Origin of the sequence: Helicobacter ibis, assembly GCF_027859255.1 — a bacterium.
GTDB classification, from domain to species: domain Bacteria; phylum Campylobacterota; class Campylobacteria; order Campylobacterales; family Helicobacteraceae; genus Helicobacter_D; species Helicobacter_D ibis.
The window spans coordinates 25,522-33,734 of the sequence record NZ_JAQHXR010000007.1; the positions used below are offsets into that span (position 1 = coordinate 25,522).

At 31.0% G+C, this 8,213-nt stretch carries 8 protein-coding genes and 1 pseudogene; 4 read left to right on the forward strand and 5 right to left on the reverse strand.

From position 1 onward, the window contains the following. Positions 1-8: 8 nt before the first annotated feature. Positions 9-2,519, reverse strand: coding sequence for a translocation/assembly module TamB domain-containing protein (locus PF021_RS08145; RefSeq protein ID WP_271021992.1), 2,511 nt, complete (start codon positions 2,517-2,519; stop codon positions 9-11). Between the two features lie 122 nt (positions 2,520-2,641). Between PF021_RS08145 and PF021_RS08150 the strand changes: the two genes are divergently transcribed. Both PF021_RS08150 and PF021_RS08155 read left to right on the forward strand, forming a co-directional pair. Continuing rightward, on the forward strand, positions 2,642-2,848 hold the full coding sequence (locus PF021_RS08150; RefSeq protein ID WP_271021993.1) for a hypothetical protein: 207 nt from the start codon (positions 2,642-2,644) through the stop codon (positions 2,846-2,848). An 84-nt stretch (positions 2,849-2,932) separates the two neighbouring features. Next, the gene (locus tag PF021_RS08155; protein ID WP_271021994.1) at positions 2,933-4,216 is read left to right on the forward strand and encodes a coproporphyrinogen III oxidase family protein; all 1,284 of its coding nucleotides are present in this window, start codon (positions 2,933-2,935) and stop codon (positions 4,214-4,216) included. Here PF021_RS08155 and PF021_RS08160 read toward each other — a convergent pair whose 3' ends face one another. After that, on the reverse strand, positions 4,217-4,489 hold the full coding sequence (locus tag PF021_RS08160) for a hypothetical protein (RefSeq protein ID WP_271021995.1): 273 nt from the start codon (positions 4,487-4,489) through the stop codon (positions 4,217-4,219). A gap of 66 nt (positions 4,490-4,555) precedes the next feature. Between PF021_RS08160 and pseI the strand changes: the two genes are divergently transcribed. Then, on the forward strand, positions 4,556-5,572 hold the full coding sequence (gene pseI, locus PF021_RS08165) for a pseudaminic acid synthase (protein ID WP_271021996.1): 1,017 nt from the start codon (positions 4,556-4,558) through the stop codon (positions 5,570-5,572). Positions 5,573-5,776: 204 nt separating this feature from the next. Here pseI and PF021_RS08170 read toward each other — a convergent pair whose 3' ends face one another. Further along, positions 5,777-6,373, reverse strand: a complete 597-nt coding sequence (locus PF021_RS08170) for a hypothetical protein (RefSeq protein WP_271021997.1) — start codon at positions 6,371-6,373, stop codon at positions 5,777-5,779. A gap of 229 nt (positions 6,374-6,602) precedes the next feature. Between PF021_RS08170 and PF021_RS08175 the strand changes: the two genes are divergently transcribed. Continuing rightward, positions 6,603-7,469 carry a penicillin-binding transpeptidase domain-containing protein gene (locus tag PF021_RS08175; protein WP_407081424.1) on the forward strand — a complete coding sequence of 289 codons (867 nt, stop codon included), beginning with the start codon at positions 6,603-6,605 and terminating at the stop codon, positions 7,467-7,469. A gap of 116 nt (positions 7,470-7,585) precedes the next feature. On the opposite strand, the pseudogene PF021_RS08670 reads toward PF021_RS08175, so the two are convergent. Beyond that, positions 7,586-7,763 (reverse strand): annotated as a pseudogene (locus PF021_RS08670) (M48 metallopeptidase family protein); the annotation flags it as partial. A gap of 35 nt (positions 7,764-7,798) precedes the next feature. After that, positions 7,799-8,002, reverse strand: coding sequence for a hypothetical protein (locus PF021_RS08185; protein WP_271022000.1), 204 nt, complete (start codon positions 8,000-8,002; stop codon positions 7,799-7,801). Between the last annotated feature and the right edge of the window lie 211 nt (positions 8,003-8,213).

Consider the following 8,213-nt stretch of genomic DNA (forward strand, 5'->3'; position numbering starts at 1 on the left):
ATATCTCCTTATTTTACTACGCCTCTATAAAATGGTGTGCAATTTTCATTGCTTTGTTCCTTTGGTTTTCTAAGAATATCGCCAGAACCTTTTTTGATTTTATCAAATAAGGAAGCCGCAACGCTTAGTGCATTTTCTATCGTGCTTTTTGTAACTTCAAACTTAGGATTGCTCAAAGTTCCGCTAATTTTTTGTTCATATTTAGCACAATTTTTATCATCTAAAAGCCCGATTGAAAAATTCTGAAAACTTTCTGTGTTTAAATTAATAGCACCAAGTGCAGCAATCCTCGTCTTGCCAGTTGAAAACGCAACATCACTAGTATGCATAACACCATTTTTCAAATTAAAATCAGCATTTAGCTCTCTAATGGCCGTTTTACCTTCAATCATGCCACCAAGATTCTTGCCTATTGAGCCTCCCTTAGTAGCAACAAATCCTAATGGACCAGCTACAACCATAGCACCAATATCATATAAATTAATATTAGTAGCACTATCAAAGCTATTTGCTAAAGCATCTATATCAATGCTATATAGCTCTAATTTCTCGCCTCTTAGCAGAACATTTCCATTTAGATTCTTTAGCATATCTTTGCTTTTTATGTCCAAATTAGCCAACATATCTAATTTGCCACCTTTTATAATCTTGCCATTTCCGCTAAAGTCTGCTAATTTTTTGACATCTAAATTCTCGCCCACTAGCTTTAATTTTTCATTTTCAAAATCAACATTTAAAGTCCCAAAGTCATTGTTTTGTAAAGAAGCATAAGGGATATTATCTCTAAGCCCAGCTTTACCACTTAGGCTTAGTTTTCCATTTAGATTCATCTTTAGAGGATTTATATCTTCTACTTTTGGAGTATGGAATTTAAAATTAACTCCATAAGTATTGCTATTTATATCAGCTACTATATCATTTAGACTTAAAGCAATGGAATCCCCATTAATATCTATCTCTCCATTGCCACTACCATTGTTAAACTTGCCACTTCCATCTAGCTTAAAAGAAATGTCTTTTTTAAACTCCATTCCACTTAATGAATTTAGAGTGCTTTTAGTTATATTAATCTGCTTTGAGGAAATATCAAACTTACCATTTAATTTAGTAAAATCATCGATATTAACATTAGCATCTAAAAAGCCATTAGCATTGTAATTTAGCAGTTTTGCAAGTTTTTGTAAGTTTAGATTCTTTAAATTTATATTTGCAAAAGTTGGTGCATAATTTTCTAAATTCGCCTTAGCTTCCATTTTTGAATCAAATAAATTGCTACTAATATTTGCTTGTATTTTTTTAGAATCACCATTAATATCGGCATTAAAATAATTATTATCTGCCAAATTTAGTTCATCAAATACTAAAGATTCTATATTGCTTTTTACATTTGCTTGTATTTTATATGACATATTTGTTGTATTGATATTACTAATAGTAGAGCCAAAGTTTATATTTCCCTTTGCATCATATGGCAACGATGCAAAGTGTAAAATCTCTTTTAAGGACAGATTCTCGCCACTTAGCACGATGTTTTTTGGTGCATAATTTGGCATTTCAATGTGTACCAAAATAGGATTTGTAATTACATTTATAGATATTAGTGCTTGTTGATTATTTATCTTATCTGATTTTAGTGTCAAAGCTAAGCCAAGTTTATCTTTCAAAGAAAAACCGCTTGCTTTTATCTTTTGCAATGATGCATTTATAACTCCATTGGTTGAATTATCATTCAAGCTTAAAGTAAGTCCTTTGGAATCTATATTCAAATAACTCGAACTAGCCAAAATATTAGACACTATAATCCCACCATTAGCACTATTTTTAGCCTCTCCTTGTATGGCTAATTTTATCGCATCTTTTGGTAGCGATACACCAAAATCAGATTCTAAGAGTGCTACATTTGGTCTAATTGCTTGTGAGGCGATATTAAAGCCTCCACTTGGAGCTTGGAGATTCGAAATATCCATATCAGCATTTAGCAGAATCTGTCCTGTTGCATATTGCTTTTGGTTTAAAAAGTATAAAAGGGAAGCAATATTAATACCATCTTTGCTATTTACAAATAATCTACTAGGCTTATAATCTACCATACTTACATCAGCATTAATAACACTATTAAACGCTAATAATTCTGCCTTTACATCTATATTGCTAGAATCTTTAACAATATCTCCATTAAAACTTAAACCGCCATTTAACTTCATTCCAAGCAATGATTCATAAGGAGATAGGTCTGTTACTATTGCATTTAGCTTGGCTTTTGTATTTAAAAATATATCAAACTCCCCACTAAGAGCTATTTTGGAATCTGCATTGTCTGTAATCACAAATGCATATGAACCAAAATCAAGCTTAAAGTGTGTAAATTCTAATCCTATTGGTGCTTCTTTATTTGCAATTTCTGTAATTTTGTTTTTCAAAAATCTATTTCCACTATCAGAAAACAACCATGCTACAACACCAATAATCATAACCAACAACAATACAACAACATACAAAATAATTTTCAAAATTTTCATACAAGCCTCGTTATGCAAAAAAATAAAAGACTAAATTTTACCTAAAAATTTTGCAAAAAAAGACGATATATAAGTGTGCTATATCAATTAAGATATGCATAAACTAACACAAGGAGTCTGTTATGATATCTGGAATCAACAGCAGCTCGGTATTGGCTAGTGGAAATTTAAGCGTATTGAAAAAGGCTATGGATACAGAAGAGAACTTAATGAATTCTCTACTTAGTGGTATGCAAGGTGCAAGCGCAAGCATGCAAACACAAGCAACTCCAGCACCACAAGCTCCACAAGTATCTGCACCAACTTCACAGCTTGATATAATGGCTTAGTAGCACCTTGTGTGCTACTGCCACTATAAAGTTTTTTTCAAGGTTTTTTCGTATAATTCCACATTTTTAGGTGTGGGTGAGATTATGATAAAAAACAATGTTTCTACAAGATTCATAGACGCTATTATGCGTTTTTCTACAAAAAATTATTTACATTTACAAAAAACAAATTTAACAAAACTACCTCCTCCAAATGAACAAAAGACTAAAGACAAAGAGTATCTTTTATATATGCATGTGCCATTTTGTGCGACTATTTGCACTTATTGTTCATTTAATAGATTCATATTCCAAGAAGACAAGGCAAGAGCATATTTTAGGTCATTAAGAGAAGAAATGCAAATGGTAAAGGACTTGGGCTATGACTTTAGCTCAATTTATGTAGGAGGAGGGACTACTGCTATTTTGCCAGATGAACTTTGCAAAACACTAGAATTGGCAAGAAAATTATTTGGCATAAAAGAAGTATCATGCGAGGGAGACCCAAATAGTCTGCACAAAGACTTGCTATACAGCCTAAGAGGACTTGTGGATAGGCTATCAATAGGCGTTCAAACATTTGATGATAATATCTTAAAAAAAGTAAGCAGATATGATAAGTTTGGCAGTGGCAATGAAATTATAAAAAGACTAGAAAACACCATAGGAATCTTACCTACATTAAATGTGGATTTAATTTTCAACTTCCCAAACCAAACAGAAAAAACGCTAGATTATGACCTGCAAACTATAAAGAATCTAAAACCAAATCAAGTATCAATCTATCCGCTAATGTCATCACCATCGGTAAAAAGTGCAATAAAGCGTTCCATGGGATTAGTCAGCCTAGATAATGAAGCAAGATTATATGAGCAAATTTTAGATACCATGAAAGATGACTTCACACAGCTATCTAGCTGGGCATTTTCATATAAAGAAAAAGAGATTTTTGACGAATATGTAGTAGATAACGATGAGTATGTAGGTATAGGTTCTGGTTCTTTTAGCTTTTTAGATGGCACACTTTATGTAAATACATTCTCCCTAAAAGAATACTCACAAAAAATACAAAACAAACAAATGGGAATAGCTAGAGAAAGAAAGTATTCAAAAAAAGCAAGACTGCAATATAGGCTAATGGTAGAGCTATTTGGAGGAGAAGCAAATATAAAAAGATTCAAAGAAAAATACAATTCAAACATGGAGATAGACTTATTTAAAGAAATTTTATTTTTAAAATTAACCAAAAATATATACAAACAAGGCGATAGCTATTTCCCTACAATGCAAGGAAAATATCTGTTTTTATCAATGATGAAAGAATTTTACATAGGTATGGATAGAGTGCGAGAGGAATCAAGAGCCGCACTAAAAGAAGAAGATATGTAACTATAAAGAAATTGTCTCCATATCTTTTTTGCTAGTTGCATTTGAATCTAGATAAGATTCAAGCTTGTCTATACCCTTTTTTAAATTATCCATTTGATTGTTTATAAAATCTTGTGTTTTATTATCCTCTAAGAACTTATCTACTTCATTTAAGCTATCTTTTAACACATCAGTGATACCTGAATCTTTTGCCATGTCTTTTAGCTTTTCTTCACCAACATCGCAACCACTAAAAACAAACACAAACCCCATAAAAATCATTCTTTTAAACATCAGTCAATTCCTAGTAACAATTTTAAGTTATAATCTTAATAAAAATTATTTTGCAAAAGGATAAAAATGCAGACAAGCACATTTTTGGTAGCAGAATTATCAGCAAATCACAATCAAGATAAGAATCTAGCACTAAAAACAATAAAAGCCGCCAAGGATTCTGGTGCTTCAGCAATCAAACTCCAAACATACACACCACAATGCATGACTATTGATTCAAAATTAGATTATTTTAAAATAAAAGGCACTATATGGAATGATAGAAATTATTATGAATTATATAAAGAAGCCATGACGCCATGGGAGTGGCACAGAGAGCTATTTGATTATGCAAATGAGTTAGGATTGGTGTGCTTTTCTACTCCATTTAGCAAAGAAGGTGTAGATTTTTTAGAATCTATAAATAATCCAATTTACAAGATTGCTTCATTTGAGATAGTTGATTTAGAACTAATTTCATATATTGCGCAGACCAAAAAACCAATCATAATCTCAAAAGGAATAGCAACAAAAGAAGAAATACATGACGCACTAGAAGTTTGCAAAAATGTAAGTGATATAACCCTGCTTCAATGCACAAGCTCATATCCAGCACCACTAAATGAAGCAAATCTAATGCTAATACCAAAACTAAAAGAAGATTTCAAAGAATTTAATATAAAAGTCGGACTATCAGACCACACACTAGGCATCACTGCACCAATAACAGCAGTAGCACTAGGTGCAAAGGTAATTGAAAAACACTTCATACTAGATAGGAATCTAGGTGGCGTAGATAGCACATTTAGCCTAGAGCCAGATGAATTTAAAAAAATGACAGAAAAGATTCAAGAAGTAGAAGAACTGCTAGGAAATGGGAGCTATGAATTAAGCCAAAAGCAAATTGATGGACGAATCTTTATGAGATCACTCTTTGCTATAAAAGACATAAAAAAAGGTGAAGCATTTACAAGAGACAATATAAAATCCATAAGACCGGGCTATGGACTACCACCAAAAATGATGCACGAGATATTAGGCAAAAAAGCTACAAAAAATATTAACATGGGAGAACCGCTACAAAATAGTGATTTTGAAAGTTAATAAACTTACCTTTAACCCAAAAGCTCACTTAAATCCTTATAAGTGCTAATTAGCGAAGCAAGGGTAATGATAAATCCTAGAACAATTAGTATAAACTCTACCTTCTTTTGCTTTGCCTCTTTTGTCGCTTCTTTTATTTCTTGTTGTTCTTTTTGCTCTATATATAAGATGTCTAGCAGATTTTCTAGTTAGACTTTAACTTCTTTATTGATATATCATAATATTTAAACAAAACTTTCCATATTGCATATTTTTGCTGATGGTTATAACATATTGGATTATTAAAAAATATTTCAAATTAAAATAATCAAAATCTTTTTTAAAGCTAATAAAATCGCTATGATTTTTATTGTTTATAATATTTGCAGTGCGATGCAAAAAACTCTCTATTTTCTCACGATAAGCTAGTGATAATATAAACATCATAAGTGAAGATTCAAATTTATTTATTTGATCACCATAATTGTCTTGCAACAAAAAGCCTTTCTCTGAAAAAACAACTCTAATATCAGGATTATCATAACAATTATCCGAATCTATCTTTAGCGTAAAACTACCTCTTAACTTTTGTGATATTTCTTTGTCTGATATTTTGGGCTCATCTTTATTATTGATGTATATAGTATTGTAATTTGTCCTAGTAGTCTCATAGAAACTACAATACTTACTAGGTATATAATCCTTAGAATTCTCCTTTTTGACACACAAAATATTTATATCAAACATTTTATATATGCAAAATGTATCCTTGTCATATTCTTCATCTTTTTTATTTGTGTAAATTTCTAAATTCTGCGCCAAAAAACATGAAGAAAGGAAACATTATCACTATTTGATATCTTTTTAAATTTATTTATGCAAAAATCTTTAATTATTTTTATTTCATATTTTAACTCTGTCACTTTATTTCTCTAACTTTAAATATTTAATCAAACCTTAAACATGTTATACTAATTTTTTGCATAGTATAAAATTTAATTTTATTAATATAATAAAAGTATTTTGTAGCTATATTGTGCAAACAAAACCTATAAGGAATCCCACACAAAAACTCTCTTTAATCTTTTTACTGCTTTTTAGCATAGCCTATGCAAATACAAATATAGATTCTACAAATAAATTGCAAACTAACTCTACTTTGCAAAAGCTTTTTAGCAAATATGATATCAAAGGCACAATTATTATAAATATGCAAGGAAAGCTTATAAGCAATGATACAAGTAGAGCCAAAGTGCGTTATATGCCTGCCTCTACTTTTAAAATTTATCATGCACTTATTGGGCTTGATCTAGGTATCATGCGTGATAGTGAGGATATTTTTTATCACTATGATGGAAAGCCTGTAAGTTTGGAAGCTTGGAGAAGTGATGCATGCCTTAAAAGCGGTATGCAAATCTCACAAGTCCCTGCATTTAAAGAGTTAGCAAGAAAGATTGGTAGGGAGAAAATGCAAAGCTATCTGTATAAGCTCCATTATGGAAATGAAAAGATTGGCAAGAATATCGATGATTTTTGGCTTGATGATAGTTTGCAAATTAATGCATTAGAGCAATTAGAACTTATTACTAGCTTAAGTAATCTTAGCCTACCGGTATCTAAAAAGGCACAGCAAGAGGTGATTAAGATAAAATATACTATTTATGGTAAAACAGGCTTAAGCAAATGGGATAACTCTGGGATATCATGGTTTGTGGGGTTTGTAGAGGTTGCTTCTAGCACAAAGGGTAAGATTGCAGGGGATACAAAATTTAAAGGAGTTTCTCACAAGGTTCGTTATACCTTTGCTTTTAATGCAGATTCTAAAAGCTTAGAAAAGTATGCAAAAGCACACAATCTCCCACAAAGAGCACAAATTGAATTTGTAAAAGAGTATTTGGGAGCTATTGGCTTTGTATAGTCAAAAAGAATCGAAATTTATCTTTTTTACTACAATAAAAGCATAAGTGATTTTAAAGATTTTGAAAACTATAAAAAGAGTAGCATAGAGGAATTATTTGCCACATTTTTATAAAACTATACTTCTAGTTTTTCTAATAGTTCTTTTCTTTTTTGCCAATCACTCATATAGCAAGTAAGATAACGATAAAAATTCCTTAGAGTGATTTGGGTAAATTAGATGTGCTAATTCATGGAAAATTACATATTCAAACATATTTTTTGGCTTTTTTATGAGTTCTATATTGAGATTTATATTTTTGTCTCTGTATTGCAACTACTCTATCTTTTTTAATTTACAATCTTCCAACTAAACCAATACCTAGCTAACTCTTCTCCTTGAGAATTAAACACCTTTGCTACTCCTTTCTCATCAAGCAATTTTCTAAAGCTGTCATATCTGCTTCTATCTAGCATTACTTTAGAATCTTCATATAAGTCTTTTAGCACTATATTTATTGCTTCATTGTATCCTTCTTTATTTTCTCTATCCATTTCTTTGAAGACTTGGCTTATTGCATTTGATGAGATATTTAGCTTTTCTAGCTCACGCTTGAAGTTTTGTGTTGTAGCATTTAGGATACTCTTTAGATTGTTTGGAGGCTATTGGCTTGATAGCTTTCTTATAATCACCTATTTCTATCACATCAATTAACTTTCTTACTCATTATAAAGCCTCTTTAATCCATCTTTACCAACTCCTTAT